The following is a 25,538-nucleotide window of genomic DNA, read 5'->3' on the forward strand; positions in this document are numbered from 1 at the left end:
TCGCTTCGCGCCCCGGAATGACAGCGCCAAATTTACTCTGCTGCGTTCGCCCGGCGGCATATTCATTGCGCGTTCATGACGATTCCACTACGTTTTTATGACACGACACAGGTTCCGGATGGGTCGTGCGTCTCCTGGTCGTCACCAGCCAAGGCTTTGCATTGCGCCGGGTCATGTTGCGTTTTTCCCCATGGCGCCCGCGCCAAATCCAGGGCCCTCCGCCACCACCCTTGCCGCCGGCCTTGCCGCCATCGGCTTCTGGCGGCTTTCGGCTGTCGCTGTACCGCACATGGCAGCGCTGGCGGTCCTGCTGCAGACCGAAACCGATTTCGGCGGCCGGATGGGCTTCGCCCTGGCATGGGGCATCCTGAACTTCTTCTTTATCGCGCTGCTGCGGCGGCCGGCGCTGTCGGCCGCGCTGTCGCTGACGCTGGTCGTGCTGCTGGTGCTGCTGTCGCGGCTCAAGCACGACGTCGTGCAGATGACCGCGAACTTCGTCGACCTGATGGTGATCGACCGCGACACCGCGGCCTATCTGTTCACGATCTTTCCCAACCTGCGCTGGAGCGTGGTCGGCGCCGCGCTCGTCATCCTGCCGCTGATGTATGCGCTGTGGTGGCTCGATCCGTTCCGCATCCGCCGCCTGCCGGCGGTGGCCGGCCTGCTGGCCGGTCTCGCCGCGCTGGCTGGTTATTCCATCGCCTGGCCGGATGAAGCCTGGCGCGGCTATTACGACGACGGCTATTTTTCCAAGTTCGCCCGCTCCGGCGTGACGGCGGTTTCCGACTTCGCCAATTACGGCTTCATGGAATCGGAGGCCGTAACCGCCGAGCGGCTGAAGATGCCGCTGGTCGATTCCTGCCATGTCGCCGGCCGCCGCCCACACATCATCATGATCCATGACGAGTCGAGCTTCGACATCCGTCAGGCCGCTGGCGTCAAGGTGCCGCCGGGCTATGGCAGCCACTTCAAGTCCTTTGACGGCCGCGAGCGCAAGTTCATGGCCGAGAGCAGCGGCGGCGCAAGCTGGATGGCCGAGTACAACGTGCTGGCCGGCCTGTCGTCGCGCTCGTTCGGCCGCTTCTCCTATTTCGTCACCCGCATCGCGTCGGGGCGGGTCGAGCGCGGGTTGCCGCTGGCGCTGCGCCGTTGCGGTTACAGCACCCTCTCGCTCTATCCGGCCTACGGCGCCTTCATGGGCGCGCGCGGCTTCCAGACTTCCACCGGCATCCAGCACTTCTATGACGCACGCGCTCTCGGCGCGAAGGGCATCGAGCCGGACAGCTTCTTCTACGACAAGGCGGTCAAGCTGATCGCCGAGCAGCCGGCCAATACGCCGCTGTTCACCTTCGTCTATCTCGCTGCCAATCATTTCCCCTGGGAAACCAGGTTCCGCCCGGATCTGCTGCCGTCCTGGCGCAAGCCCGGCAACGAGCCGGTGGTCGACGAATATCTGCGCCGCCAGACCATGAGCGCCGGCGACTATGCGGGCTTCATCGCCAGCCTGAAGAAGAAGTTCCCGGCGCAGCCGTTCCTGATCGTTCGCTACGGCGATCATCAGCCGGAGTTTTCGTCGAACCTGCTGGATCCCGGCCTGGACGAAGCCAGGGTCGCCCGCAAGTTCACGACCTACGACGCGCGCTACTTCACCACCTACTACGCGATCGACGCTATCAATTTCGAGCCGGTGAAGAGTTCCGCCGTTATGGACACGATCGACGCGCCCTATCTGCCGCTGGTGATCCAGGAAGCCGCCGGCATTCCGCTCGACCCTTCGTTCGAGGAGCAAAAGAAGATCATGCTCCGCTGCAAGGGTGTATTCTACGCCTGCAAGGACGGGGCTGAAGCGCGCAGGTTCAACCGGTTGTTGATCGAGGCAGGTTTCATCAAGGGGCTCTAAGGAGCGATATGTCAGCCGTTGCCGAATCCGGAATGAGCGAAAGCATCCGCGCGGAATCGCGCGGCGCCGGATTCTTTGCTCTGGCCGGCCTGATCGTTGCCGTGCATCTGACCGCGCTGGCGGTCCTGCTGTTCACCGAGTACGGGCCGTTTGCGATCACGCTGTCGCTGCTGGCGTGGGTGTTCGTGAACTGCCTTTTGCTGTCCATGCTGCCGCGGCCCGGAATCTGCGCTGCGCTGGCGCTGGCCTTGATCGTGATCTTGATCGCGCTGTCGCACTTCAAGTTCGGAATTCTGCAGCTAACGCTGACCTTCCTCGACTTCCTGATCATCGACCGCGATACGTTTTCGTTCCTTCTCTCGGTGTTCCCGCGCTTGCAGTTGCAGTTGATGTTGGCAGGCCTCGTTGCGGTTCCGCTGTTGTGGCTGGTCTGGCGTTTCGATCCGTTCCGCGTGCGCCGCCGCTTTGCGCTGACTGGGCTGGCTGCGACGACGGCATTGATCTCGGCGATGTCGGTAGTCTGGCCCGAGCAGGCCTGGGAGCCGTTCCAGGGCGTCAACCACATTTCCAGTCTGGCGCGTTCCGGCGTGGTCGCGGTGTCGCGGCTGGCTTCGACCGGATGGATCGAGGTCGATCCGCCGACGAATGGCCCGCTTCGCCTTGCGGGAGCGCACGCTGCCGGCCTGCCCATGCTGCCGCCCGCCGAGACCTGCGACGCCACGGCAAAGCGACCGCACATCATCATGCTGCTCGACGAGTCGAGCTTCGACATCTCGGCCGCGCCTGGCATCAAAGTGCCGCAAGGGTACTCCGACTACTTCAAGTCCATCGACGGCAAGCAACGGACCATGATCGCGGAGGCAACCGGCGGCCCGACGTGGTACACCGAATTCAACGTCCTGACCGGCATGTCGGCGCGGTCGTTCGGCGATCTGAAGTTTTATGTCACAAGGATCACCGCGAACCGTGTTGCGCGAGGGTTACCGCAAGCGCTTAAGCGTTGCGGATACAAGACCTTCTCGCTCTATCCGACCTATGGCAACTTCCTCGGCGCGCGCGCATTCCAGAAGGGTACTGGCGTCGGCCACTTCATCGACATGGCGGATATGGGCGTCGCCCAGGATATGCAGCCCGACAGGTTCTACTTCGATCAGGCCTTGAAGGTGTTTGCGCGGGAGCAGCCGCAGCACGCGCCGGTCTTCATGTTCGTCTACCTCACGGCCAACCATTTTCCCTGGACCGACGTCTATCGGCCCGATCTGACACCGCCGGACTGGACGCCACCGGGAAACACGGCGGAGACCGACGAATATATTCGTCGCCAGGTCATGACGCAGAACGACTACCGCGTATTCATCGCTGCCCTTAAGCGCGACTATCCGGATCAGTCGTTTCTGGTGTTGCGCTTCGGCGATCACCAGCCGGCCATCTCGCAAAAACTGCTTGAGCCCGGCATCGATCAGAAATTGCTGGCGAAACGCTTGATGGCAGCCGATCCGCGCTATTTCTCTACCTACTACGCGATTGACGGCATCAACTATCGGCCGGGCGACCTCTCGTCGGCGCTTGATACGCTCGATGCGGCCTACATCCCGCTCGTGATCCAGGAAGCCGCCGGCGTCCCGCTCGATCCGTCGTTCGAGGAGCAGAAGAAGATCATGCTTCGCTGCACCGGCGTGTTCTATGCCTGCCGAAAGGGCGCGGAAGCAAGACGATTTAATCGACTCCTGATCGACGCCGGGATGATCAAGGGACTTTGACGTTCGCCGTTATGGCGAGATCTCGTAGGGTGGGCAAAGCAAAGCGTGCCCATCGCGGCTATCAGACCTCATCCTGAGGAGCCGCGCAGCGGCGTTTCGATGATTGGCACCAGCCGGGCCGCATGGTTCGAGACGGCGCTGCGCGCCTCCTCACCATGAGGATTTAATGGTTGCTACGAATGTTATGTCTCTCACGTCATTGCGAGGAGCGAAGCGACGAAGCAATCCATGTCTCGGCATGCGGTGCTATGGATTGCTTCGCTTCGCTCGCAATGACGGATAAGAGGCCGCGGCCAACGACGGCTTCCTACCTATTCCCCACCTTCTCCCATAGCCATTGCGCTACCGCATCCGGTGAGCTCTCCGCGTCATTGCCTGCCGCGCGCAGATTGGCCTCGCGCATGGTGGCAATGTCGATCTTTCCGAGCAGCGGCTGAAGCGCTTTGCGCAACGCTTCGTCATTGGCGCGCTTGGGCGCGAGCAGCACCATCGCGTCGTAGGGCGGGATCGCGCGCCTGATGTCGCCCAGCGTCACCAGATCGTATTTCGCGATCAGCCCGTCGCTGGTGTAGCCGGCGATGACGTCGACCTCACCGGAGGCGACGGCCGCATACATGAAGTCCGGCTGCATCTGCCGCTGGGCGCGGAACGACAAGCCGTAGGCCTTGCGCAGCGCGGTCCATTCGGGCCGCGAGAAGAATTCATAGTCACCGGCGATCGACATGTTCGCCGCGCGCGCGGCGAGGTCGGCGATGGTGCGGATGCCCAATTGTTCGGCGCGTTTGCGCGGCATCACCAGCGCATAGGCGTTCTCGAAGCCGAGTTCGCCCAGCAGCGTGATGTTCTGCTTTGCCAGCATCGTCTTCAATTCGGCCAATAGCTCCTGGCGCGGCCTGATGTCGGTGCGGTGGAACTGGTTGGCCCATAGCGTGCCGGAATAGTCGACATAGACGTCGATATCATCAGCCGCCAGCGCCTCGAAGATGACGTTGGAGCCGAGGCCTTCCCGCGTCGTCGCAGGAAGCGAGGCCGCTTTCAGCCGCTGCGTCATCAATGCCGACAGCACATATTGTTCGGTGAAGGTTTTTGCGCCGATGATGTAGTTCGTCTGCGCGCGCATCATGGCAGGCACCAGCGTGACCGCAACGAGCGCGGCGATGCCGGCGCCGCCCAGCGCCGCGCGCAGGCGGCTGCGGTGGCGCAAGCCGCTTTCGATCAGCGCCAGCAGTTGATCGACCAGCAGCGCCAGCACCGCGGCGGCAAGGCAGCCGAACAGCACGAACACCCAGTTCTGGGTCTGCAACCCTGCAAAGATGTAATTGCCGAGGCTGGTCTGGCCGATCGGCGTCGACAACGTTGCGGTGCCGATCACCCAGACCGCTGATGTGCGGATGCCCGCCATCATCACCGGCAGCGCCAGCGGTAGTTCCACCGTGAACAGCGATTGCCGCGGCGTCATGCCGACGCCCTGCGCCGCTTCGAGGATCGCAGGCTCGACACCCAGCAGGCCGGTGATGGTGTTGCGCAGCACCGGCAGCATCGAATAGAGCACCAGCGCCAGTACCGCGGGCAAAAATCCGAACGCGGAAAAACTGACGCCGAACCACGACAGCGAGAGTGCCGCAAGCGCCAGCAGCAGCGGATAGAACAGCGCCAGCAGCGCTAATCCCGGCACCGTCTGCACGATACTGGCGAGCCCGAGCAGCGCGCCGCGCAGCACCGGCCGATGGCGCGAGAGGATCGCAAGCGGCAGGCTGACCAGAAGTCCGAGCGCCAGCGCGGTGACGCTGACGCGGACATGACTGCCGAGATAGTCGGGCAGGTGGCCCAGCGCCTCGCCCCAGCGTGGATCGGCAAAGATGCTCATGCCGCACCGTCCCGCGGCAGCAGGGCGCCGAGCCGTTCGGCCTGCCGCCGCGGCGTGCGCATGAGTTCGCCGACGTAAGCATCGTCGCTTTCGGAAAGCTCTGATGGCGTGCCCTGCGCCAGCAGCCGGCCGCCTCCCATCACCGCGATCCGGTCGGCGAGCAGGATGGCTTCCGTCATGTCATGGGTGATCATGACCGTGGTCAGGCCGAGCGTGCGATGCAGCTCGCGAAAATCGTCGCCGAGCGCATCGCGGGTTAAGGGGTCAAGCGCGCCGAACGGCTCGTCCATCAGTACGATGCGCGGCTTTGCGGCCAGCGCGCGCGCCACGCTGACGCGCTGGCGCTGGCCGCCGGAGAGTTCATGCGGCAGCCGGTTGCGGTATTGCGGCCGGTCGAGCCTGACAAGGTCGAGCAGTTCATCCACCCGCGCGGAAATCTCGGCGGGCGGAGTGCCCGTTAGCTTCGGCGTAATGCCGATATTGTCGGCGACGCTGAGATGCGGAAACAGCCCGCCGCTCTGGAAGACATAGCCGATCCGCCGCCGCAGCAGGATAGGATCGACGTTGTGCACGTCCTCGCCTTCGACCGTGATCGAGCCGGAGTCCGCCTCGATCAGCCGGTTGGCAAGCCGCAACAGCGTGGTCTTGCCCGAACCGGAGCCGCCGACGATGGCCAAAAACTCGCCCTCGGCGACCTCGAGCGAGACGTCGTCGACGGCGACGACGCGGCCATCGTCAAAGGTCTTGCCGACATTCGCGTAAGCTATCAGTGGCGTGGTCGGCATTCGGTGCGGTCCCAACCCTTGGCTCTTCCTAGCGGTACAGTGATAGCCGATAAATGGCCGGCCCGCGAATGTGGGACTTCAACTGTCCCCGGGAAGGCGTGAACGGGCGGGGTAATCGGGAAAATGCCCGGCATCGGCGGCAGGTTGCCTACATGGCGGTTGACCTTACGAAACAGCGCTCATCGCCACCTGGTTGATGGTGACTGTATGGATTGCACAACCGATAGTTCCGCCAACCGATATCGTGCTTGCAGGTGACCTTTATTCCGCCTAACAGCGTTATGCATGATCGATCGTGTGACGCTGATTACCGGTGCGTCGTCGGGAATAGGCGCCGAACTGGCACGCGTTTCGCATCAAAGGGCCATCGACTAGCCCTGGTTGATCGACACGGGGATCGCCTTGCAACGTTGGCGAGCGAAATCGTCGCCGCTGGTGGCGCGCGGCCGATTTTGATTCCTTGCGACCTCGAATACCCCGATACGTGCGATAAAATTGCCGCGGCCTTGGCCACGGAAGCGGTGGAGGTCGAGTTCGTCGTCAACAATGCGGGCTTCGGTCTGTTTGGCTGTGCGATCGAACTGGATCGGGCAGCGCAGCTCGGTATCGTCGCGGTCAACATCATGGCGCTGACCGATTTGTCGCTACGCTTTGCCGACAGCTTGATACGGCATCGCGGTGGTATCCTCAATCTGGGTTCGCTTGCCGGCTTTCTGCCAGGCCCCGGAATGGCGGTGTATTATGCGTCCAAGGCTTACGTCCTGTCGTTCAGCGAAGCGCTACGCCAGGAACTCGCACCGCACGGAGTGCGCGTGACGACGCTCTGTCCCGGTTCGGTGTCGACGGAATTTCAGGCGCGGGCCGGGATTAAACCCGGATTTGAACATGAAATGCTGAACATCCCGGCATCTGATGTCGCGCAGGCCGGGTATCGCGGCCTGATGGCGAATAAGCGCGTGGTGCTGCCCGGTCCCGGCATCAAGATTATTTCGGTTCTGCTCCGGCTGTTTCCGCGCGCGTTTATCCTGGCGGCGGTCGGTCGCATTCAGCTACGAAAGCGCGGATAAGCTTTCACCGTCCCCATTGCTTCCGACCCCAAGGCAGGGGGTGTGCTGCGTTGGCAATACACATTGCCAGATGTTCGCGCGGTGTCGCTATTCCCTTCAAAGCCCCGGGTCCTTCGGGGCTTTGTAGCTCAGAATCTGTCGCTCACGTCGGCAGGCGCAGCTCTCACGGGACGTCGACAATCTCCACCCAATTCGCGCCATTACCGACCGGGTAGCGACTGGGCTCGCCCAGCTTTCCGGTGCTTTGGTCGATCTTGTAGACCGACAGGCGGTCCGACTTTTCACCCGAAGCGACGAGATACTGGCCGCTAGGATCGATCTTGATGCCGCGCGGCTGCGCCTCAGTTGCGAAATTGGTGACGTAGGTAAGCTTGCCGGTTTCGGCCGTCACCGTGAACAGGGCGATCTTGTTGCTGGTGCGTTCGGTCGAATACAGGAATTTGCCATTGGGCGTGGTCTGGATGTCGGCCGCCCAGACTTTCGGCTTGTCGTCCTTTGGTGCGGCTGCCGCGGGCGCCGGTGCGGCGCCGGCCGGCGCCTGCGGCGCGCCCCAGACGAGACCGGCCTCCGCCGGCACAGAACTGATGCTCTCTACGAGCGTCAGCGTTCCCTTGGCCGTGTCGATCGCATATTGCGTGACGTGTCCCGAGAGCTCGTTTAGCACATAAAGGTTCTTGTTGTCCGGCGAGAGCGTCATGTGGCGCGGGCCGTGACCTGCTTCCGGGCTGACCGCCGCCGGCTCATTGGCCGTGAGCTTGCCGGTCTTGCTATCGAAGATGAACTGCAGCACCTGATTGGCGCTGAGTATGGTCGCATAGACGAACTTGTTGCTGCGGTCGGGCAGGATCGCATGCGCATTGCGGCCAGTGGCGATTACCTGAATAGCTTCCGCCTCCACCAGCCCATTTTCGCCGATCGGGCTTACCGCAAGTTTGTCGCCGCCATAGGAGGCGGTGAACAGGTAACGCCCGGTGTGATCGGTCGACACATAGGGCATGCTGTCGGGAAGCGGCGCCGACGCCTTTTGCGTGAGCGCGCCGGTCGCGGGATCGATGGCGTAGGTCAATACGCGTGTTGGCTGCGAGCGGATTACGGCATAGAGCTGCTTTTTGCTCGGGCTCACCGTCATTGGCATGACCAGTTTGGCGGCCTCGGCCTTGCCGATCGGTGTCAGCGCGCCGGTGCTGGTGTCCATGATGTAGCTGTCGATATTGCCGTCCTGTGCATTCGACACGTAGACGAACGTCTTGGCCGCGGCCATCGAGGTCACTCCGATTATAAACAGCAGCGCGAGCGCGACGCTCGTCGCTCCACTTCTTGGCGTTTTCATTTTTGCTCTCCCCGGACTTGTCAAAAGTAGCTTTCGGCCGCAGTCAGCGCTGAGACCTCATTGTGTCTCCGAGGCTCAGGCCAAGAGCATCATACCCTGTCAAACAAGCAGACCAACAGGAGACACACAGGCTCGTTTTTGCGGCTAGCAAGAGGGGACATTCGGCCAGGCTCTTCTCTACATTTCAGAACTGATGGCAACGCAAATTGCGCCGGCCGGCGCCTTGCCGCGAGAGGTGGCATCGCCTCAAAGATCAGCGGCAAGGCATCGAGGCGTTCCCACCGTCCAGGAGGGCCGTGCTCTATTTCTTTCGCGTGCGATGTTCAGCCAACCGGTCCGGGGATCCAATAGTCGCCGGAAAGTGGCCTAACTCTTACGCCATAAATTACCCCGAGCTGCAGGCTCGGATCGAAATGGCGCATCGCCCGCTCATTGAGGTCAATGATGCGGCCAGGCGTTAGTGGCCCCACGTCATTTATCTTGACGATGACCTTCTTGCCTACAGCCTCAACGAGGGCATACTTCGGCCTGGCGCCATATTGGACCCCACCAAATTTCTGGCGCAAACTCGTCTTGATGGCAGCCGCCCAGACAGAGGGTTCATAGCGCTCGCCGGAGGCTGTGTTCGGGCCGCCCTCCCGCCATCCAGGCCGGAACGGGTTGTACGTGGATGCTGCGCCAACGATCGCATCCCCAGAAGCGGCGTTGACGACGGCGCTTGAATGAACTGCAGCGATTTCACTTCGAGCAACGGTAACAGAAATGGTAAGCGCAACTACGGCGCCGCAAATTGCGGCGCTCGAGCGAAACAACATCATAACTCCTTGACTGATTTTTTAGATCGTTCGGTTCCCGACGCCGCAAAACATGGTCAAGCGAACGCGGATGCTTGACGAACTCGCGCTGATTTTTGCGGATTCGTGCCAATCCTGGCGACGGAACCGTTGTGGGAACCAGGGTGGTCCTCGCACAAGTGTTCTTAGTTCTCACCGACTAAGACAGAAATTGCGTCAGCAGCATGACTGAATAGAGCCTCTTTGTTAGGGCGTGAGTAGGAGCAAGCGTCTGACCGATGTCCCCCTTGAGGTCAAAAGCTGTCGTGGGGGTAACGTCCGCTGCCAGCGCAATGCGGATGTTCGTCTTTCAGTGCTTCCTGTCCCTCAATATCCAGATGATTGGTCGGCTCATCGAGGAGATAGAAGTTCGGTTGGGTCGGCCGGAGCAGCAGCATGCCCAGCCGCGGCGGACGATCGTGTGCATCGGCGCGTCGGCGCAAGGAGTGAGGCAAAAGCCCGCCCCGCGAGGGAGGGCGAGTTGAAGTCTCGGTCCGCTCAGCTCTGAAAGCCGAAGCTGGTCAACGACCGCGTCGCAGGCCTTCGTTGAACTTCTCCTTCGTACCCGCTAAGGCATCCCTCCAAACCTTGGGGAGAAAACATGGCGGATACCGCACAGCCGATGGCGGTCGCGCTTGGCGATGCGACAGTGGCGTTTCGCGTGGCCGGCGACCGGGTCTATACGGCCGTCGAGAAGGCCAATCTGTCCGTCCCCCATGGCGAGTTCGTCGCCATTGTGGGCCCGACCGGCTGCGGGAAATCGACGCTGCTCAACGTGGCGGCCGGGCTTTTGAAGCCCGCCGCGGGGTCGGTGAAGATTTTCGATCAGCCGCTGACCGGCCTGAACCGGGATGCCGGCTACCTGTTTCAGGCCGATGCGCTGTTTCCCTGGAAGACCGCGATCGACAATGTCGCCATTGGCCTCGACATCAAGGGCGCGCCGCGCGAGCAGGCGCTGCAGCGCGCGCAGGGCTGGCTCACATCAGTGGGGCTCGGCGCGTTCGCCAACCGCTATCCGCACATGCTGTCCGGCGGGCAGCGCAAGCGTGTCGGGCTGGCGCAGGTGCTGATCCGCGACCCCAAGATATTGCTGATGGACGAGCCGTTCGGCCCGCTCGACGCCCAGACCCGGCAGATCATGGGCAATCTGCTGCTGGAATTATGGAACGCCGACCGCAAGGCGGTGCTGTTCGTCACCCACGATCTCGAAGAGGCGATCGCGCTCGCCGATCGTGTCGTGATCATGTCGGCAGGGCCATCCGCGCGCATCATCGGCGACTGGCGGGTGCCGCTGCCGCGCCCGCGCGACATCTCGGAAGTGCGGATGGAAAAGCAATTCCACGAACTGCACCGCGAAATCTGGAGCGTGCTGAAGGACGAAGTGATGAAGGGTTATGCGCAGTCGACGCTAAGTGCGGAGGTCGGCTGATGTCGCGCCTGACACTGCTGTTCTGGCAATTGATGGTGGCCGTGGTCGCACTATCGCTGTGGCAGTTCCTCGCCACCGTGCCGGTGTTCGGCCGCATCCTGCTGCCGCCGTTCTTCTTCTCCAACCCGGTCGACGTCGCGAGCCAGATCGTCAAATGGTTCTCCTCCGGCGTGATCTGGAAGCATCTGATGATCACGCTGTGGGAGTCGGTGCTGGCTTTCGTGATCGGCTCGGTCGGCGGCGTGCTGGTCGGCTTCTGGTTCGCGCGCCAGCCGCGCGTCGCCGCGGTGTTCGATCCCTACGTCAAGATGGTCAACGCGCTGCCGCGCGTGGTGCTGGCGCCGATCTTCACGTTGTGGCTCGGCCTCGGCATCTGGTCCAAGGTCGCGCTCGGCGTGACGCTGGTGTTCTTCATCGTGTTCTTCAACGTCTATCAGGGTGTCAAGGAAGTCTCACCGACGGTACTGGATAATGGCCGCATGTTAGGGATGAGCGAGCGTCAGCTGACGCGCCACGTTTACTGGCCGTCGGCGCTGTCGTGGATGTTCTCTTCGCTGCACACTGCGGTCGGCTTTGCTGTGGTCGGCGCCGTGGTCGGCGAATATCTGGGATCGGCGGCCGGTCTCGGCTACCTGATCCAGCAGGCCGAAGGCGTGTTCGATGTCGCCGCCGTGTTTGCCGGCATGTTCGTGCTGTCGGCCTTCGTCATCCTGATCGACATGGTGGTGACACTGGTCGAGCGGCGGCTGCTGGTGTGGCGGCCGGTGGTGGCGGACGGCAGGGGGTAACGCTTCCTGCCGTCATTGCGAGCGAAGCGAAGCAATCCATCGCGCCGCACGCGGAGACGTGGATTGCTTCGTCGCTTTGCTCCTCGCAATGACGGCGGAGAGAACCGTAGGGTGGGCAAAGCGGAGCGTGCCCACCATCAAGATTGCAATGCGGATGGATGGTGGGCATGGCGCGAAGGGCGCCTTTGCCCACCCTGCGATTCTCCTGGTCTGGCGTCCGGCGGCCGAAGGCCCCACTACGTGGCGACATCGGATGCTAGTCGAAATTGCGGATCCAATTTCACGTCAGCGGTAATCGAGTTGGAAATGAAGCAGTTTTCCTTCACCTTGGCCATGATCGTTCGGGCGGCCGCGATTTCAGCCTGTCTTCCCAAGGTCAGGGTTGGCCGAACGCTGACTTCAACAATCCGATATTTGCCGTCGACATTTGCCAGCAAGCCTTCCGCGGCGCTTTCATAGGCCACAAACTCCAGCCCCTTGCTTTGAGCGAACGATACAAACGTCAGCATCAAGCAAGCATTCAGCGCGGCGACCACCATTTCTTCGGGAGCCCAGACGCCTGCCGCTCCCTTGAATTCAGGAGGACTGCCGATCTCGATGTCGGGTTTGCCGGGTGCGGACGTTCGGCCGCGGCGAGCGGTGTCCCAGACCAGGTTGTTCCTGTATTGAAAGGACTTGTAGGTTTTCCCTGTTGCCACGTGATCCTCCAGGATGACCTTATCGGAGCTCGCAGAATGTAGCGTCGGCAAAGCGAAGCGTGCCCACCATCTGCAGATCATGGGGACGCTGGATGGTGGGCATGGCACTGCGTGCCTTTGCCCACCATGCGGCTATCGCAATGGCGGCGGAGGGGCCGTGGCCCTTCAATTCAACATCTTCGTATCGTCAGGCGCCTGCGGCGGCGTCTTGATCGCGATCGCCTTGATGGTGCGGCCGTCGGGCTTGGTGCCGCCATGCGCGGTGCCCTTCGGGATCACGACGAGATCGCCCGGCTTCACCTTCACTTCCTTGTCGCCCAGCCAGATCGTGCCGGTGCCGTCGAGGATGTACTGGATCTCGTTGGTGCTGGGATGCATGTGCTTGCCGACATTGCCGTCCTGGATCGAGATGGTCATGCCGTCGGCGGCAACGAACAATTTGGAGCGCATGCCGGTGCCCGAGGGCATGCCGAGCGCATCGCCCTCGAGTTCGCCGGTATGGATGACCTGCGCCGTGATGTTCTCGGCGGCGATCGCCGGCCGCAACAGATGAGTGACGCTGCAACCGGCGGCGAACGCGGCGGCGAGCGATAGCGTGATGGCCAGGCGATTCATGGGCAGTCCCCCCTGTGTTGATTATTATGGGTGCGATGCTATGCCGCGAAACGGTTGCTGACCAGAGGTCGAGAAGTCGATCGGCCAAGACGGGGGCCTTCGACGAGGCTGGCGATATGGTTGGCCGGATTGTTCGTCGGGCGCCGGAATTGCTTGAGGCCCCCGCGTTGCGCGTTTGCCACAGGCTTTGAAATAGGCCGGCAATCTTTGGGTCGCCTGATCGACTTTATTCCGTGGAACTGAATACATGGCGCAAACGCTCGATTATTTTGGCGTTATTTTTTGATGAGCGTTTGAGGAATATTTTGCGAATTTGCACGCCTAGGCTGGGAATGCCGTTCGGTAGCTGCCGAATGTCGGCGGCTGTATTGTTGGCGGCCATGTTGCCGCTGCTGCTTTGGCCGGTGGACGAAGCGAACGCGCAGTGCGTCGGTTTCCCGGTCCAGACCAATCAGACTTGCACCAACAGCGGCACACTCGCTGATACCAGTGTTCGGGGCATTGGCAATGTCGGCCTGCAGGATCTGGGGACGCTAAGCTTGACCAACACCACGGCCGGCGTGATCTTCGCCAGCGGCTTCAGCAGTCTGGGCATCTTCGCCAATCAGGATTTGAACCTGACGAATTCTGGAAGCATCGCTGCCGCGGGTGCTGCCAACAGCGCCATTGGGGTGGGGCGAGATGCCAGCGTCAACAATTCCGGGATCATCAGGGCTGACGACGGTTTCAGCAACGGTATCGTAGCTACGCGCGACGCCAACGTGGCCAACTCCGGCACGATTTCGGCCAACGGGTCCCAGGGCACCGGCATTATCGCCATTCGAAATGCGTATGTGATCAATTCCGGAAGCATCCTGACCAACGGTCCCGATGGCTTCGGTATTTTCGTCGATCAGCACATTGCCACCGTTATCAATTCCGGGGTCATCTCGGCCAACGGAAGCGGCGGCATCGGCATTGTCTCCGGCGAGACTGTCCTTGCGACCAATTCCGGCACCATCTCGGCGAACGGCATCAGCGGCATCGGCATCAAGAGTTTTCAAGACGCCAGTTTGACGAACTCCGGAATCATCACGGCCGGAGACGGCGGTCGCGGCGTCTTTTCGCTTCGAGATGCGACCGTAGCCAATACCGGCACGATCGCGGCTTCCACCACTGGCGTCGCTATTCACGCGCTGCGGAATGCCGCCGTGACAAATTCGGGCCTCATCAGAGCCAACGACACCGGCGGCACCGCCATTGCCGCCACCCTGACCGCCGACGTCAGCAACTCAGGGCTGGTTCTGGGAAATCTGTTCGCTATCGCTGCCACCACCGCGAACGTGGTCAATTCCGGCACCATTTCGGTCAGCGCTTTCACCGGGCGGGCGATCCGCTCTCTTCAGGATGCCAACGTCACCAATTCCGGCGTCATTTCGGGCACAAGCGCGAGCACTGTTGGAATTTCTGCCGGCCGAGACGCCAACGTGGTCAATTCAGGCACCATCTCGTCGCAGGGCACCGGCACCAGCATCGGTGCCGGCCGAGATGCAAACGTACTTAATTCCGGGACCATTCTGGCTGACGGTACGTCCGGCGCCGCGATCATCGCCACGCGGGATGCCAACGTGACGAATTCGGGCGTGATTGCTGCCAATGGACCCAACGGTGTCGCGATTATCGGTCTTCAGAACGCCTACGTGATCAATTCCGGAATCGTTTCGGCGAATGGTACGGGCGGAACCGCCATTTTGGTCGATCAGCACAACGCGACCCTGATCAATTCCGGCGCCATCTCGGCCGGCAGCTTCGGCATTCAGGCCTTTGGCTCAAGCAACGTGACCAATTCCGGGATCCTCAGCGGCGGGCTTGCGGCGCTTCAGCTTGTGGGATTGCCCGACACGCTGACCGTGCAGCGGGGATCGCGGATCATCGGCGCCATCAATCTCGGCGGCGGCGGTGACACCGTCAACATGCGGGCGGTCAACCAGAACCTCACCTTCGATACGCTGACAGGTGCAACGGTGGGCGGCACGGTGCCTTATGTGGTGTCGGGCAACCGGATCGCCTCGGTCGATCCGACCTCATTTGCAACGGCCGGCAGCGTGCTTTCCGATTTCTCGCGCAGCGTTTCCGCGATCGTGCCGGCATTCGACGGCGTGACGGCATCCGGTGGCGGCGGCACGTCCGCGTTCGCCGCGCCCGATGGCGGCATGTCGCGCATCGCCGATGCCTTTGCCGGCATTCCCGGCCTCTCGGCCTATGCCTCGGACGAGATTGCCTACAAGAGTCCGACCGCAGTCCATGCCGACGGCACCACCGTGTGGGGCCGCGGTTTTGGCGGCCGGCACATCCAGTCCGCCGATGGCCTCTTGATGCGCAATGTCACGACCTGGTTCGGCGGGGCGATCGGTGTCGAGAAATCCGTGCGTCCGGATCTGCGTCTCGGCGTCTTCGTCGGCGCCGGCAGCACCCATAACAGCATTGATCCGAACAATGATGCGACCGACAGTAATCTCGGATTTGGTGGAGCCTATGCGCGCTACACCACTGGTGCATCGTTCCTCCAGGCGGGCGCGCAGGGCGGGGCGCTGCACAGCGCGACCTCTCGTCTCGTCAACAACAATCTGGTGCCCAACGGGCTGGAGACGGCGACCGCGAGTTACAACGGCTGGTACGTCAGTCCCGAGCTGACATTGGGCCATCGCTTCGAACTCGGAACGCTGCTCGATTCGCACTACGCGCTGACACCGGGCGTGCAGTTGCGCTATCTCTATGCCGGCTTCGACGGCTATACCGAAACCGGTACCACCGCGCCGCTGACGGCGGGCGGCCGCAACACGCAAAATGTCGAGGAGCGCGCCGAGCTGAAGTTGACCCGGAGCACGCAGATCTCCCCGGCGTCGCGGCTGCTTATCAATCTGTCTGGCGGAGCGCTTGGCGTGCAGCGGGTCGGTGGCGATACCATCAATGCCACCTTGCTCGCGCAGCCGCTCGCCATCGCCGCACCGGGCGCGGGCAATGTCTGGGGCGGCTTCGGCGGCCTTGCCATGGAATGGCAGTCGCGCAACGTATCTCTATTCGCCGCGGCCGAATATCTGGGGTGGAACAGTTCGGGCTCGATCGTCAGCGGTCGGGGCGGCCTCCGCGTCGGCTTTTAATCATAGGTGCAGCACCTTCTCAGGCGGCGCATGCTGCTCTATCGTGCCGCCCGAATTGAGACCGGGAGGATTACCATGAAGAAACTGTTCGGCCGGCTGGCCGCTTCGCTGCTGGCATTGGCGCTGTCCTCGGGATTTGCCGCAGCGCAAAGCAAGGTTACTGTCGCGATCGGCGGCGGCTCCTGCCTGTGCTATCTGCCGACGGTGCTGGCCAGGCAGCTCGGCGAATATGAAAAGGCGGGGCTGGCCGTCGAACTGGTCGACCTCAAGGGCGGTTCGGACGCGCTGAAGGCCGTGCTCGGCGGCAGCGCCGACGTGGTGTCGGGCTATTTCGACCATTGCGTCAATCTGGCCGCCAAGAAGCAGGAATTGCAGTCCTTCGTGATCTATGACCGCTATCCCGGCCTGGTGCTGGTGGTGTCGCCCGCGCATACCAGCGAGATCAAATCGATCAAGGATCTGGCCGGCAAGAAGGTCGGCGTCAGCGCGCCGGGCTCCTCGACCGATTTCTTCCTGAAGTATCTGTTGAAGAAGAACGGCCTCGACCCGACCAGCGCCGCGGTGATCGGCGTCGGCTTAGGAGCCACCGCCGTGGCGGCTATGCAGCAGGGACAGATCGACGCAGCGGTGATGCTCGATCCCTCCGTCACCGTTTTGCAGGGCAGCTATCCCGATTTGAAGATACTGGCCGACACCCGCAGCGAGAAGGACACGCTCGCCGTGTTCGGCGGCGAATATCCCGGCGGCGCGCTCTATACGACCACAGCGTGGATCAAGTCGCACGAAAAGGAAGTGCAGGCGCTGACCACGGCGATCGTCAACACGCTCGCCTGGATTCATTCGCACTCGCCGGAAGAGATCATGGCGAAGATGCCCGATGAAATCGTCGGCAAGAACAAGGAGCTTTATCTGGCGGCGCTGAAGAATACGATCCCGATGTATTCGCTGACCGGCAAGATGGATCCCAAGGGCGCGGATGCTGTGCTCGCGGTATTCAGCGAGAGTTCGCCGGAGATCGCCAAGGCCAATATCGACGTGACCAAGACTTACACCAACAAATATGTCGAGCAGGTCAAGAAGACCACCGGCGCGAATCCGAAGTAAGCTCTGGATTGGATCGGCGTGATATCAAGCGAAGTCAGGCGATGAGTGGCACGACACCTCCGGTCATTCATCGCGTCAGCGCGCTCGACCTCGTTGTCGAGGCGTGGACGTGGCCGTTTGCCGAAGCGCGGCGCGCGGAGATAGCCGCGCATTTCGCCGACAAGCAGTGCGAAAAGCCCGCTATGTGGAACGGCCGCGTCCTGCTCGGGCGCAACCCGGTGTTTTCAGGAGATCGCTTCAGCGCCAGCTATTTCGAAACCGATTTCGCAAGTTTTCTGGCGTGGCGCGACTGGGGTTTTCCCGACGCGAGCGTGTTCAACGGTTTCGGTATGGGCGCGCTCCGTTGTGCCGATGGCGCCTTCGTGCTCGGCGAGATGGGCCAGCATACCTCCAATGCCGGGCGCATCTATTTCCCGTCGGGCACGCCCGATCTCGACGACATCAGGGACGGCGCGGTCGACATATCGGGCAGCGTCACGCGCGAACTCGAGGAAGAGACCGGGCTGACGCCCGGCGAATACGCAAGCGAGCCGCATTGGCACTGCATCTACACCGGACCTGCGGTTGCGATGATCCGCATGTTGCGGGTCGATATGCCGGGTGACGTCGTGCGCGATCGGATCGTGGCCAATCTTGCCGCGCAGCGCCAGCCGGAACTATCCGCCATCCACCTCGTGCGCGGCGTGCGCGATCTCACCTCCGCAATGCCGCGTTTTGTCACGGCGTTCATCGAGGCGCAGCTCACTTCCGAGCCCTGACGCAGCAATACGCTTGACATCTGGTGGCGCTACCAATGTGATGGGCGACAACAAGAACAAGAAAACGCAGTGCACAAAAAATAAATCCAGGGAGGATTCCATGCCGGGGCGCAAAGCTGCACGCCTTCTCGTCGGGCTGTCTGCCGCAATCGCGGTGCTGGGGATGGCGGTTACCGCCGAGGCTCAGGAAAAGAAAATCAAGATCGGCGTGATCTACGACCTGACCGGCCCGATCGCGGGCGGCGGTTCGGAACTGCAATATATCGGCGCCAAGATCATGCTCGACCAGTTCACCAAGACCGGCGTCGAAGGCTACAAGATCGAGGCGGTCTACGCCGACGCCCAGAGCAAGCCCGATGTCGCGATCAACGAGGCGGTCCGGCTGATCGAGCAGGAAAAGGTCGACATGCTGCTCGGCTTCTATTCGTCGGCGCAATGCGTGCCGGTCGCGGCCCGGGTCGAGCAACTGAAGAAGTTCATGTGGATCACCACCTGCATTTCTTCCGCCGTGCTCGACAACAAGAACTTCAAATACGTGTTCCGTCCGCAGGCTTCAGGCGACCAGTTCGGGCTGATGACGATGGATTTCATTGCCCAGAACTCGAAAGCGAAGCTCGGCAAGGAGCCGAAGGACCTGCGCGTCGCCATCATCCACGAGGACGGCGCCTACGGCGTCGACGTCTCCAAGGGCAACGAGGCCGGCGCCAAAAAGGCTGGCTTCAACATCGTGCTGAAGGAAGGCTATTCGGCTACCGCGCCGGATCTGTCCTCGCTTGTCACCAAGCTGAAGCGTGCGCGGCCCGACGTGATCTTCCATACCGGCTATAACCCCGACATCACCCTGTTCGGCCGCCAGGCGCGTGAGCAGGGCCTGAAATTCCAGGCACTGGTCGGCCACGGCGCGGGCTATGGTGTCTACGAGAAGCTGAAGGAAGGTTTGGGCGGCGACGTCAACTACGTCTTCAATACCGATCCGATCTCGATCTGGCTCGCCAACCAGAAATCGATGGATCCGAAGCTGCCCCCGGTCATCAAGATGGTCGGCGAGGAGTTCGACAAGGCCAAGCCCGGGGTTGCGATCCGCTCCGCCCATGTCGGCATGGCCGCGTCGAATACCTATGTCTTCCTGACCGAAGTGCTGCCGCGCGCCATCAAGAAATATGGCGGCGTCGATCCCGAGGCGCTGCGCAAGGCGTCGCTCGAAGTCGACATTCCCGAAGGCGGCACTATGCTGGGCTTCGGCGTCAAGTTCCACGGCGAGGGCAGCCAGATGGCCGGCCAGAACGAGCGCTCGTTCCCGGTGGTGATCCAGTACATTGACGACAAGTCCTATGTGGTGTGGCCGAAGAGCCAGGCGCAGCGCGAGGCCGTGCTGCCCCTGCCGAAGGGAACCACGTTCAGCAACCAGTAAGCGGACGGAGAATCCGGCGTGCTGACGGTAGAAGGGTTGGTGAAGCGCTTCGGCGGCTTCACCGCTGTGAACAACGTGTCGTTCAGGGTCGAGCAGGGCGAGATTCTCGGCCTGATCGGCCCCAACGGCTCCGGCAAGAGCACGATCTTCAACATGCTGTCGGGCACGCTTGTACCGACGGCGGGATCGATCCTGTTCGACGGCGCGGAGATCGCCGGCGTCGCCCCGCACCGCATCATCAACCGCGGCATCGGCCGCACCTTCCAGATTCCGCGGCCGTTTCATCGGCTCAGCATTTTTGAGAACGTGGCGCTGGCCGGCTATTACGGCAGGGGCAGCCACAGCCGCGCCAAGGCGGATGAGGCCGCCGAACATGCGCTCGGCATGGTCGGCCTGCCGACAGACCGGCACGCCAGCGTCGACGGCCTCGGCGCCGCCGGCCTGAAGAAGCTCGAACTGGCCAAGGCGCTCGCCACGGGCCCAAAACTTCTGCTCGCCGACGAAAGCCTGGGCGGGCTCGACGAGCACGAGATGGATCAGGCCGCCGACATGCTGCGCAAGATCCGCGACGAGCTCGGCATCACCATCATCTGGGTCGAGCACATCATGGGCGTGTTGATGCGGGTGGTCGACCGCGTGATGGTGCTCGATCACGGCGAGAAGATATCGGAAGGCCTGCCGAGCGCGGTGGCCGGCGATCCCAGGGTGATCGAGGTCTATCTCGGCACGGACGCGGATTCGAGCCAGATTGCGGCCGCGGAAGCGCGCCGCAAGGCAGGGGTCTAGCGCATGCTCGAATTGAAATCGATCGACGCGGGCTACGGCAGCTTTCAGGCGCTGTTCGGGATCAATCTCGAGGTCAAGGCGGGTGAGGCGGTCGGCGTGATCGGCCCCAACGGCGCCGGCAAGACCACGCTGATGCGCGTGATCTCCGGCCTGATCCGGCCTGCCAGGGGCGCGATTGCGATGGAAGGCCACGACGTGCTGGCGACGCCGGCGCATCGCATCGTCGATCTCGGCATCGCCCACGTGCCGGAGAACCGCCGGCTGTTTCCGCGACTCACCGTCGACGACAATCTGAAGATGGGCGCCTACATGCCGGGCGCGCGCGCCAAATATGCCGAGCGGCTGGAGTTCGTGTTCGATCTGTTCCCGCGCATGAAGGAACGGCGCAGCCAGATGGCCGGCACCTTGTCCGGCGGCGAGCAGCAGATGTGCGCGATCGGCCGCGCGCTGATGTCGGACCCGAAATTGTTGCTGCTCGATGAGCCCTCAGCGGGTCTGGCCCCGGTCGTGGTGCAGCAGGTGTTCGAACTGGTCAAACGTATCCGCGCCAGCGGGCTCACGGTTCTGATCGTCGAGCAGAACGTGCAGCAGGTGCTGAAGGTGGTCGACCGCGCCTATCTCCTCGAGGCCGGCACCATCCGCGCGTCCGGCACGTCGGAAGAGATGCTGTCGACCGATACGATCAAGCAAGCTTATCTCGGGGTTTAGAGCATGATCCGAAAAAGTGGGAACCGGTTTTTCGAAAAGATCATGCTCAAAAAATAGGGCAGGCGATGCAGGCATTCCTCGACACCTTCGACATCTTTCTGCTGGAAGCCATCGTCAACGGCATCCTGCTCGGCGGCGTGCTGGCGCTGCTTGCGCTCGGGCTCAACCTGATCTTCGGCGTCATCGACGTGACCTGGATCTGCTACGCCGAACTGGTCATGATCGGCATGTACGGCATGTACTACATGGTCCAGGTATTCGGCCTGCCGTACTGGGTCGCGGCGCCGTTCGCGATCCTGCTGGTCGCTGCCCTTGGCGCGGCGCTGCATTACATCGTCATCGCGCCGCTGTTGACAGCGCCGCCGATCAACCAGTTGCTGGCGACCGGCGGCGTGCTGTTCATCCTGCAGAGCTTTGCCACCGTCGCCTTCGGCATCGACTTCCGCAACCTCGGCATCCGCCTGCCGGTGCTGGCGATCGGCGAGATGCATTTCAGCTATTCGCGGCTCTTGGCCTTCGCCGCTGCGTTGATCGGCATGCTGGCGATCTACTTCTTCATGAAGCGCACCTATACCGGCACGGCGATCCGCGCCGTCGCGCAGGACCGCCAGATCATGTCGCTGATGGGGGTCGATACCAGGCGCATCTATCTCATCACCTCGGCACTGGGCGGCGCACTCGCCGGCCTCGCGGCCTGTCTTCTGGTGCTGCAATACGACGTGCACCCCTTCGTCGGGCTGTCGTTCGGGCCGATCACCTTCCTGATCTGCGTGCTCGGCGGGCTCGGCAATTTTGTCGGCGGCTTCATCGCGGCGTTCGTGTTCGCCCAGATCATTTCGCTGGGCGGCCTGTACTCCGACCTCGAATGGGGTTACGTGCTGGCCTTCGCCTTCTTCATCGTCATGATGTTCATCCGGCCCGCGGGCCTTTTTGCGAGGCGCTCGTGAATTCCCGCTATATCGCCTGGGCCGTCGGACTCGCCGCGCTGGTCGCGCTGCCCTTCGTCTATCGCGACGAGCCCTATCACCTGCACATTCTCGTGCTGATCCTGATCTGGTCGTTCGCCTACACCGCATGGTCGATCATGGGCCGCTTCGGCCTGGTGTCGCTCGGCCATGGCGGCTTCATGGGCGTCGGCGCCTATGTCACCGCGCTGCTGTGGAACCATCTCGACGTGTCGCCGTGGATCGGCATTCCCATCAGCATGGTGGCGGCCGGGGTGCTGGCGCTCGTGGTCGCCTATCCCTGTTTCCGCTTCCGCATCACCGGGCATTATTTCGTGCTGGTGACGCTGGCGCTGTCAGGCATCGTCCTGCAGGTCATTACCGCGACCCGCGACTACACCGGCGGCTCGCTCGGCTACACGCCGGACCGCGCCCGCAGCGGCTCCGGCCTGATGGCGCTGCAGTTCGACGACAAGACGACGTGGTACCTGATCGCGCTGTTCGTCTGGGTCATGGGCCTTCTGATCTGGCGCTGGGTCGATCGCAGCATGAGCCGCTACGCCATGGAGGCGATCTCTGAGGACGAGGACGCAGCCGCCGCCGCCGGCGTCAACGTCACGGCCGAAAAGCTCAAGATCACGCTGATCTCGGCGCTGATGACGGCGCTCGCCGGTGCGCTGTACTGCCAGTACCAGATGTTCATCTCGCCCGACACGGTCAGCGGCATTGCGGTGTCGCTGCAGATGGTGTTTGCCGTCATCGTCGGCGGGCTCTATGTGTCGCTCGGGCCGACGGTCGGCGCCGTCATCACCATCATGCTCGCCGAAGTGCTGCGCATCGGCTTCGGCACCAAGGCGGTGGGCTGGGACAACCTGGTCTACGGCGTGCTGCTGGTCATCTTCATCATATTCCTTCCCAAGGGCATTCTTGGTAGCGTGCTCGACCGACTGAAGACGCAACCCAAGAAGACGTGAAGGAAATGCATGCTACTCTCTCCGTCATGGCCGGGCTTGTCCCGGCCATCCACGTCTTTTTCATTGCGTCGCTGAAGACGTGGATGCCCGGGTCAAGCCCGGGCATGACGAGGAGGAGATAGATGAGCAAGAAATCCTCGCAGCCGCTTGCGGATGAATTGAAGCCCTATGTCGCCCCGTTCCGCTACGACGGGTCAGGCGAATTTCACCTGAAGTCGCACAAGACCAACGAGAAGGGCGGGCTCGACAAGGAAAAGGCGACCAGGATCATCGAGGCCAACCGCGAGCATCTCAACGATTTCCAAGAAAAGCTCTATGCGCAGGACCGCTGGTCGCTGCTGCTGATCTTCCAGGGCATGGACGCCGCCGGCAAGGATTCGGCGATCAAGAGTGTGTTCGAGGGCGTCAATCCGCAGGGCTGCGAGGTCACCTCGTTCAAGCAGCCTTCCACGAAAGAGCTCGACCACGATTTCCTGTGGCGCAGCATGATCGCGCTGCCCGAGCGCGGCCGGATCGGCATCTTCAATCGCTCTCATTACGAGGAATGCCTGGTGGTGCGGGTCCACCCGGAGATCCTCGCCAAGCAGAAAATGCCGCCGCAACTCGTGACCAAGGACATCTGGAAGGAGCGCTTCGAGGACATCTCCGCCATGGAGCGCTACCTCGCGCGCAACGGCACCGTGATTCTGAAATTCTTTCTCAACGTCTCGAAGGAGGAACAGCGTGAGCGCTTTCTCGAGCGGCTGGAGGAGCCTGCCAAGAACTGGAAGTTCTCGCTGGCCGACATCGGCGAGCGCAAGCTGTGGGCAAAGTATCAGGCCGCCTACCAGGACATGATCCGCCACACCTCGACGCAGGCGGCCCCTTGGATCGTAGTCCCCGCCGACCACAAATGGTTCGCGCGCGTGGTGATCGGCTCGACGATCGTCGCAGCGCTGGACAGCCTCGACCTGCACTTCCCGAAAGTCGACAAGGCCGACCGCAGCGAGTTCAAACAGGTCCGCGAGGCGCTGCTGGCGGAGGGTAAGAAGTAGGATGGGTAGAGCGAAGCGAAACCCATCATTCATTCCAAGTGGCGCAAATAGATGGGTTTCGCTCGGCTCTACCCATCCTACGTGCTGATGACGACCGCATCAGCCGGGTCCGGAAAGTTGGCGAAACGCACGCAGTTCCTTTGCAGCCGCTTTCATGAGAGGCCTTGCCTGTTCATCCTCGCGGCCAACGATGATGCCTGAAACAAAGGCGCGGGCGCGCCCGTCTTGCGGTGGCGCGTGGAGCGCGGCCTCTGCCGCCATCTTTCGATCCGCAATGAAGTCGTTGAGCGAGCCCAGCGCGTCCTGAATCTTCTTCGCATGTTTCGATAGACGTGCGAGTGCCTTTCGCTCGCGTTTGCTGCGGAATAGGCTTTCGAAGAACTCGGCCGCGTACCTGATCTTCTTCATCCTGATCCGGAATTTGTGCCGCTCGGGCGCCGTCATCTCCTGCAGCTTCCCTGCGTCCTTGTGTGCGTTCCTGATGCGCCGATCCAGCACCCCTGTGGCGAAGTCGCCAAGCTCGCTGTTTGCGACGTCGGTCCGACCGTGCTGCGCCTCTATCCACTCGAGCGCATCGACGAGCAGCGCGCGGCATCTCGGCGAATCGACAGCCTTCCTGGCCCGCTCGAGCGCCTCGGCGCGTTTATCGGCAAATTGCTTCGCGATGGCTCTGCCGCCCCGCCGCGGTGTTATTTCGCGAGCGACAGGACCAATCTTCTCCTCCAGGAAGACGTGGAGCTCGCGCGCGGGGGCAAGTTCGCTTGTCAGCCACCTGAGTTCTGCCTTGATCTCTTCGGTTTTCGCGTCGGGCAATGCCTTCGAAAACAGCGAAATGGCGGCACGCAAGCGGCGCAAGCCTACGCGCATCTGATGTACGCCTTCCGGATCAAGGTTACGGATGGCATCAGCGTTTCCGGAAAAATGGCGAAGCGCGGAGCGGGCGATGGCTCGGAAACCCTCGATTACGCTCATCCGCTTCTCAAGCTCGATCGGTTCGGCGAACACAGCTTGAGCGCCCTTGCCGTTGATCAGATCGTAGCCAAGGTCTGCCTTCGCTCTCAAACAGAGCTCGGCCGCGAGCTTTCGCTCCAGCGCCTTCGCGACGCGAAACAGATCCCTTTGCTGGACCTTTTTTCAATTCGAGTTCAACCTCCTCGATGCGGCTTGTCCGCCCCGCCGCAGTGATCTTGCCGTGATCAATGGCAAGCTCCAGCTCGCTCCGTCTGGTGCGGACCGGCAGGGCGATGCGATGCACCGAGGTCTCGAAGATCGGTTTCAACTTGCGCCGCAGCTTGTTCGAGGCCAGCCGCTCCAGCGGCGTGCCGTTTGCCTCCCCAAGATCGGGAGTGCGACCTTTTATTTCGGTTTCCCACTCGCCGCGGCCGAACTGCGTGCCGGACGTCTTCTTGATCGTTTGTACGTGCTTGCCGTCCGTTTGCCTCACCCGGAGCAGAAGCCCGCGCCGCTTCAGCTTCTGCTTCGGTGTGTCGAAATAGTCGACAGCAGGTCGCTCTCCGAACGCTTGCCAATCTTGCAGCCGGGCACCGCCAATCTGGAAGATGCCCCAAGATTGCGCTTCGGCAACTGGAACTTGATTTCAGTCTCAA

Annotated in this window: 22 protein-coding genes and 1 pseudogene; 14 read left to right on the forward strand and 9 right to left on the reverse strand. The window is 62.2% G+C overall.

Annotated features, from left to right (window positions below; all coding sequences use genetic code 11):
• Positions 1-190: 190 nt before the first annotated feature.
• The gene (locus tag V1279_RS05815) at positions 191-1,900 is read left to right on the forward strand and encodes a sulfatase-like hydrolase/transferase (protein WP_334433411.1); all 1,710 of its coding nucleotides are present in this window, start codon (positions 191-193) and stop codon (positions 1,898-1,900) included.
• Between the two features lie 32 nt (positions 1,901-1,932).
• The gene (locus V1279_RS05820) at positions 1,933-3,660 is read left to right on the forward strand and encodes a sulfatase-like hydrolase/transferase (RefSeq protein ID WP_334433413.1); all 1,728 of its coding nucleotides are present in this window, start codon (positions 1,933-1,935) and stop codon (positions 3,658-3,660) included.
• 307 nt (positions 3,661-3,967) lie between these two features.
• Here V1279_RS05820 and V1279_RS05825 read toward each other — a convergent pair whose 3' ends face one another.
• Both V1279_RS05825 and V1279_RS05830 read right to left on the reverse strand, forming a co-directional pair.
• Positions 3,968-5,527, reverse strand: coding sequence for a glycine betaine ABC transporter substrate-binding protein (locus tag V1279_RS05825; RefSeq protein ID WP_334433415.1), 1,560 nt, complete (start codon positions 5,525-5,527; stop codon positions 3,968-3,970).
• Positions 5,524-6,312: an ATP-binding cassette domain-containing protein gene (locus V1279_RS05830; RefSeq protein WP_334433417.1), complete on the reverse strand. Its 789-nt coding sequence runs from the start codon at positions 6,310-6,312 to the stop codon at positions 5,524-5,526. The genes V1279_RS05825 and V1279_RS05830 overlap by 4 nt, the downstream gene beginning before the upstream one ends.
• A gap of 285 nt (positions 6,313-6,597) precedes the next feature.
• Between V1279_RS05830 and V1279_RS05835 the strand changes: the two are divergent.
• A pseudogene (locus tag V1279_RS05835) lies at positions 6,598-7,379 on the forward strand (SDR family NAD(P)-dependent oxidoreductase).
• Positions 7,380-7,542: 163 nt separating this feature from the next.
• Here V1279_RS05835 and V1279_RS05840 read toward each other — a convergent pair.
• The 3 genes from V1279_RS05840 to V1279_RS05850 form a co-directional block, all read right to left on the reverse strand.
• Positions 7,543-8,709 (reverse strand): lactonase family protein, encoded by a 1,167-nt coding sequence (locus tag V1279_RS05840; protein ID WP_334433419.1) that lies wholly within the window; start codon positions 8,707-8,709, stop codon positions 7,543-7,545.
• Positions 8,710-9,032: 323 nt separating this feature from the next.
• Positions 9,033-9,527: a septal ring lytic transglycosylase RlpA family protein gene (locus tag V1279_RS05845; protein WP_334433420.1), complete on the reverse strand. Its 495-nt coding sequence runs from the start codon at positions 9,525-9,527 to the stop codon at positions 9,033-9,035.
• A gap of 269 nt (positions 9,528-9,796) precedes the next feature.
• A complete protein-coding gene (locus V1279_RS05850) occupies positions 9,797-9,940 on the reverse strand; it encodes a hypothetical protein (protein WP_334433421.1) in 144 nt (47 codons plus the stop codon).
• Between the two features lie 203 nt (positions 9,941-10,143).
• Between V1279_RS05850 and V1279_RS05855 the strand changes: the two genes are divergently transcribed.
• A complete protein-coding gene (locus tag V1279_RS05855; RefSeq protein WP_334433423.1) occupies positions 10,144-10,971 on the forward strand; it encodes an ABC transporter ATP-binding protein in 828 nt (275 codons plus the stop codon).
• Positions 10,971-11,759, forward strand: a complete 789-nt coding sequence (locus V1279_RS05860) for an ABC transporter permease (protein WP_334433424.1) — start codon at positions 10,971-10,973, stop codon at positions 11,757-11,759. Before V1279_RS05855 ends, V1279_RS05860 begins: the two co-directional genes overlap by 1 nt.
• Before the next feature lie 236 nt (positions 11,760-11,995).
• Here V1279_RS05860 and V1279_RS05865 read toward each other — a convergent pair whose 3' ends face one another.
• Together V1279_RS05865 and V1279_RS05870 are read right to left on the reverse strand one after the other, a co-directional pair.
• Positions 11,996-12,457: an OsmC family protein gene (locus tag V1279_RS05865; protein ID WP_334433425.1), complete on the reverse strand. Its 462-nt coding sequence runs from the start codon at positions 12,455-12,457 to the stop codon at positions 11,996-11,998.
• Between the two features lie 165 nt (positions 12,458-12,622).
• Positions 12,623-13,072 carry a cupin domain-containing protein gene (locus tag V1279_RS05870; protein ID WP_334433426.1) on the reverse strand — a complete coding sequence of 150 codons (450 nt, stop codon included), beginning with the start codon at positions 13,070-13,072 and terminating at the stop codon, positions 12,623-12,625.
• A gap of 353 nt (positions 13,073-13,425) precedes the next feature.
• On the opposite strand from V1279_RS05870, the gene V1279_RS05875 reads away from it, so the two are divergent.
• From V1279_RS05875 to V1279_RS05915, 9 genes are all read left to right on the forward strand, one after another.
• Entirely contained in the window at positions 13,426-16,212 is a 2,787-nt protein-coding gene (locus V1279_RS05875; RefSeq protein WP_334433427.1) for an autotransporter outer membrane beta-barrel domain-containing protein, read from the forward strand.
• A gap of 75 nt (positions 16,213-16,287) precedes the next feature.
• Positions 16,288-17,316 carry an ABC transporter substrate-binding protein gene (locus V1279_RS05880; protein WP_334433428.1) on the forward strand — a complete coding sequence of 343 codons (1,029 nt, stop codon included), beginning with the start codon at positions 16,288-16,290 and terminating at the stop codon, positions 17,314-17,316.
• Between the two features lie 41 nt (positions 17,317-17,357).
• Positions 17,358-18,074 carry an NUDIX hydrolase gene (locus tag V1279_RS05885; RefSeq protein ID WP_334433430.1) on the forward strand — a complete coding sequence of 239 codons (717 nt, stop codon included), beginning with the start codon at positions 17,358-17,360 and terminating at the stop codon, positions 18,072-18,074.
• A gap of 100 nt (positions 18,075-18,174) precedes the next feature.
• The gene (locus V1279_RS05890) at positions 18,175-19,485 is read left to right on the forward strand and encodes an ABC transporter substrate-binding protein (RefSeq protein ID WP_334433432.1); all 1,311 of its coding nucleotides are present in this window, start codon (positions 18,175-18,177) and stop codon (positions 19,483-19,485) included.
• 18 nt (positions 19,486-19,503) lie between these two features.
• The gene (locus V1279_RS05895) at positions 19,504-20,271 is read left to right on the forward strand and encodes an ABC transporter ATP-binding protein (RefSeq protein WP_334433433.1); all 768 of its coding nucleotides are present in this window, start codon (positions 19,504-19,506) and stop codon (positions 20,269-20,271) included.
• A 3-nt stretch (positions 20,272-20,274) separates the two neighbouring features.
• Entirely contained in the window at positions 20,275-20,979 is a 705-nt protein-coding gene (locus V1279_RS05900; RefSeq protein ID WP_334433435.1) for an ABC transporter ATP-binding protein, read from the forward strand.
• A gap of 65 nt (positions 20,980-21,044) precedes the next feature.
• Positions 21,045-21,926: a branched-chain amino acid ABC transporter permease gene (locus V1279_RS05905; protein ID WP_334433436.1), complete on the forward strand. Its 882-nt coding sequence runs from the start codon at positions 21,045-21,047 to the stop codon at positions 21,924-21,926.
• The gene (locus V1279_RS05910; RefSeq protein ID WP_334433437.1) at positions 21,923-22,897 is read left to right on the forward strand and encodes a branched-chain amino acid ABC transporter permease; all 975 of its coding nucleotides are present in this window, start codon (positions 21,923-21,925) and stop codon (positions 22,895-22,897) included. Before V1279_RS05905 ends, V1279_RS05910 begins: the two co-directional genes overlap by 4 nt.
• A 122-nt stretch (positions 22,898-23,019) precedes the next feature.
• Complete coding sequence (locus tag V1279_RS05915) at positions 23,020-23,931, forward strand: polyphosphate kinase 2 family protein (RefSeq protein WP_334433438.1); 912 nt, start codon at positions 23,020-23,022, stop codon at positions 23,929-23,931.
• 99 nt (positions 23,932-24,030) lie between these two features.
• Here V1279_RS05915 and V1279_RS05920 read toward each other — a convergent pair whose 3' ends face one another.
• Both V1279_RS05920 and V1279_RS05925 read right to left on the reverse strand, forming a co-directional pair.
• The gene (locus tag V1279_RS05920) at positions 24,031-24,936 is read right to left on the reverse strand and encodes a CHAD domain-containing protein (protein WP_334433439.1); all 906 of its coding nucleotides are present in this window, start codon (positions 24,934-24,936) and stop codon (positions 24,031-24,033) included.
• Entirely contained in the window at positions 24,911-25,375 is a 465-nt protein-coding gene (locus V1279_RS05925; RefSeq protein WP_334433440.1) for a hypothetical protein, read from the reverse strand. Before V1279_RS05925 ends, V1279_RS05920 begins: the two co-directional genes overlap by 26 nt.
• Between the last annotated feature and the right edge of the window lie 163 nt (positions 25,376-25,538).

This window comes from Bradyrhizobium sp. AZCC 1610 (assembly GCF_036924515.1).
Taxonomy (GTDB): domain Bacteria; phylum Pseudomonadota; class Alphaproteobacteria; order Rhizobiales; family Xanthobacteraceae; genus Bradyrhizobium.

Coding starts and splice junctions, on each gene's coding strand:
- V1279_RS05815 (WP_334433411.1), top strand. CDS start 191: ATGGCGCCCGCGCCAAATCCAGGGCCCTCCGCCACCACCCTTGCCGCC.
- V1279_RS05820 (WP_334433413.1), top strand. CDS start 1,933: ATGAGCGAAAGCATCCGCGCGGAATCGCGCGGCGCCGGATTCTTTGCT.
- V1279_RS05825 (WP_334433415.1), bottom strand. CDS start 5,527: ATGAGCATCTTTGCCGATCCACGCTGGGGCGAGGCGCTGGGCCACCTG.
- V1279_RS05830 (WP_334433417.1), bottom strand. CDS start 6,312: ATGCCGACCACGCCACTGATAGCTTACGCGAATGTCGGCAAGACCTTT.
- V1279_RS05840 (WP_334433419.1), bottom strand. CDS start 8,709: ATGAAAACGCCAAGAAGTGGAGCGACGAGCGTCGCGCTCGCGCTGCTG.
- V1279_RS05845 (WP_334433420.1), bottom strand. CDS start 9,527: ATGATGTTGTTTCGCTCGAGCGCCGCAATTTGCGGCGCCGTAGTTGCG.
- V1279_RS05850 (WP_334433421.1), bottom strand. CDS start 9,940: ATGCTGCTGCTCCGGCCGACCCAACCGAACTTCTATCTCCTCGATGAG.
- V1279_RS05855 (WP_334433423.1), top strand. CDS start 10,144: ATGGCGGATACCGCACAGCCGATGGCGGTCGCGCTTGGCGATGCGACA.
- V1279_RS05860 (WP_334433424.1), top strand. CDS start 10,971: ATGTCGCGCCTGACACTGCTGTTCTGGCAATTGATGGTGGCCGTGGTC.
- V1279_RS05870 (WP_334433426.1), bottom strand. CDS start 13,072: ATGAATCGCCTGGCCATCACGCTATCGCTCGCCGCCGCGTTCGCCGCC.
- V1279_RS05875 (WP_334433427.1), top strand. CDS start 13,426: ATGTCGGCGGCTGTATTGTTGGCGGCCATGTTGCCGCTGCTGCTTTGG.
- V1279_RS05880 (WP_334433428.1), top strand. CDS start 16,288: ATGAAGAAACTGTTCGGCCGGCTGGCCGCTTCGCTGCTGGCATTGGCG.
- V1279_RS05885 (WP_334433430.1), top strand. CDS start 17,358: ATGAGTGGCACGACACCTCCGGTCATTCATCGCGTCAGCGCGCTCGAC.
- V1279_RS05890 (WP_334433432.1), top strand. CDS start 18,175: ATGCCGGGGCGCAAAGCTGCACGCCTTCTCGTCGGGCTGTCTGCCGCA.
- V1279_RS05900 (WP_334433435.1), top strand. CDS start 20,275: ATGCTCGAATTGAAATCGATCGACGCGGGCTACGGCAGCTTTCAGGCG.
- V1279_RS05905 (WP_334433436.1), top strand. CDS start 21,045: ATGCAGGCATTCCTCGACACCTTCGACATCTTTCTGCTGGAAGCCATC.
- V1279_RS05915 (WP_334433438.1), top strand. CDS start 23,020: ATGAGCAAGAAATCCTCGCAGCCGCTTGCGGATGAATTGAAGCCCTAT.